At 56.4% G+C, this 397-nt stretch carries 1 pseudogene; it reads right to left on the bottom strand.

Annotated elements, in window-relative coordinates:
- Nucleotides 1-352, bottom strand: a pseudogene (locus FJV41_RS56425) (hypothetical protein); the annotation flags it as partial.
- Nucleotides 353-397: the final 45 nt, after the last annotated feature.

Genomic DNA, 397 nt, shown 5'->3' with positions numbered 1-397 from the left:
GACAGGCGCGCCCCAGCAGTAGCAGGGTGAAGCTATCGGCAAACGATACCAGCAGGCAGGAAAAGGTCAGCAGCAGCGAAAACAGAATAACCACATAGCGGCGATCGGTTTTGCCAATGACGGAGGTGATAAACAGGCTGGAAAACATCGCGACGAATGCCGTCGTCGTCACCGACTGCCCGGCCATCCCTTCGGAGATGCCTAAATCCAGCGCCATCGGCGTCAGCAGGCTGACCGGCAAAAACTCAACGGTAATCAGGCAGGCGACGCAGAAAGCAATCGCGAAGACCGCCGACCAGTTTGGTCGCGCCAGCTCGCGTGCATGGGGTTTGGTTTCATTTGAATGACTCATGAGTGACCTGCGAAGAAAGTGGCTGAAAGCCGCGCAGTGTAACAT

It is taken from the genome of Myxococcus llanfairpwllgwyngyllgogerychwyrndrobwllllantysiliogogogochensis, assembly GCF_006636215.1.
Classification (GTDB): Bacteria; Myxococcota; Myxococcia; order Myxococcales; family Myxococcaceae; genus Myxococcus; species Myxococcus llanfairpwllgwyngyllgogerychwyrndrobwllllantysiliogogogochensis.
The sequence above is the reverse complement of the archived record's forward strand: the minus strand, read 5'-3'. Positions and strand labels throughout refer to the sequence as shown.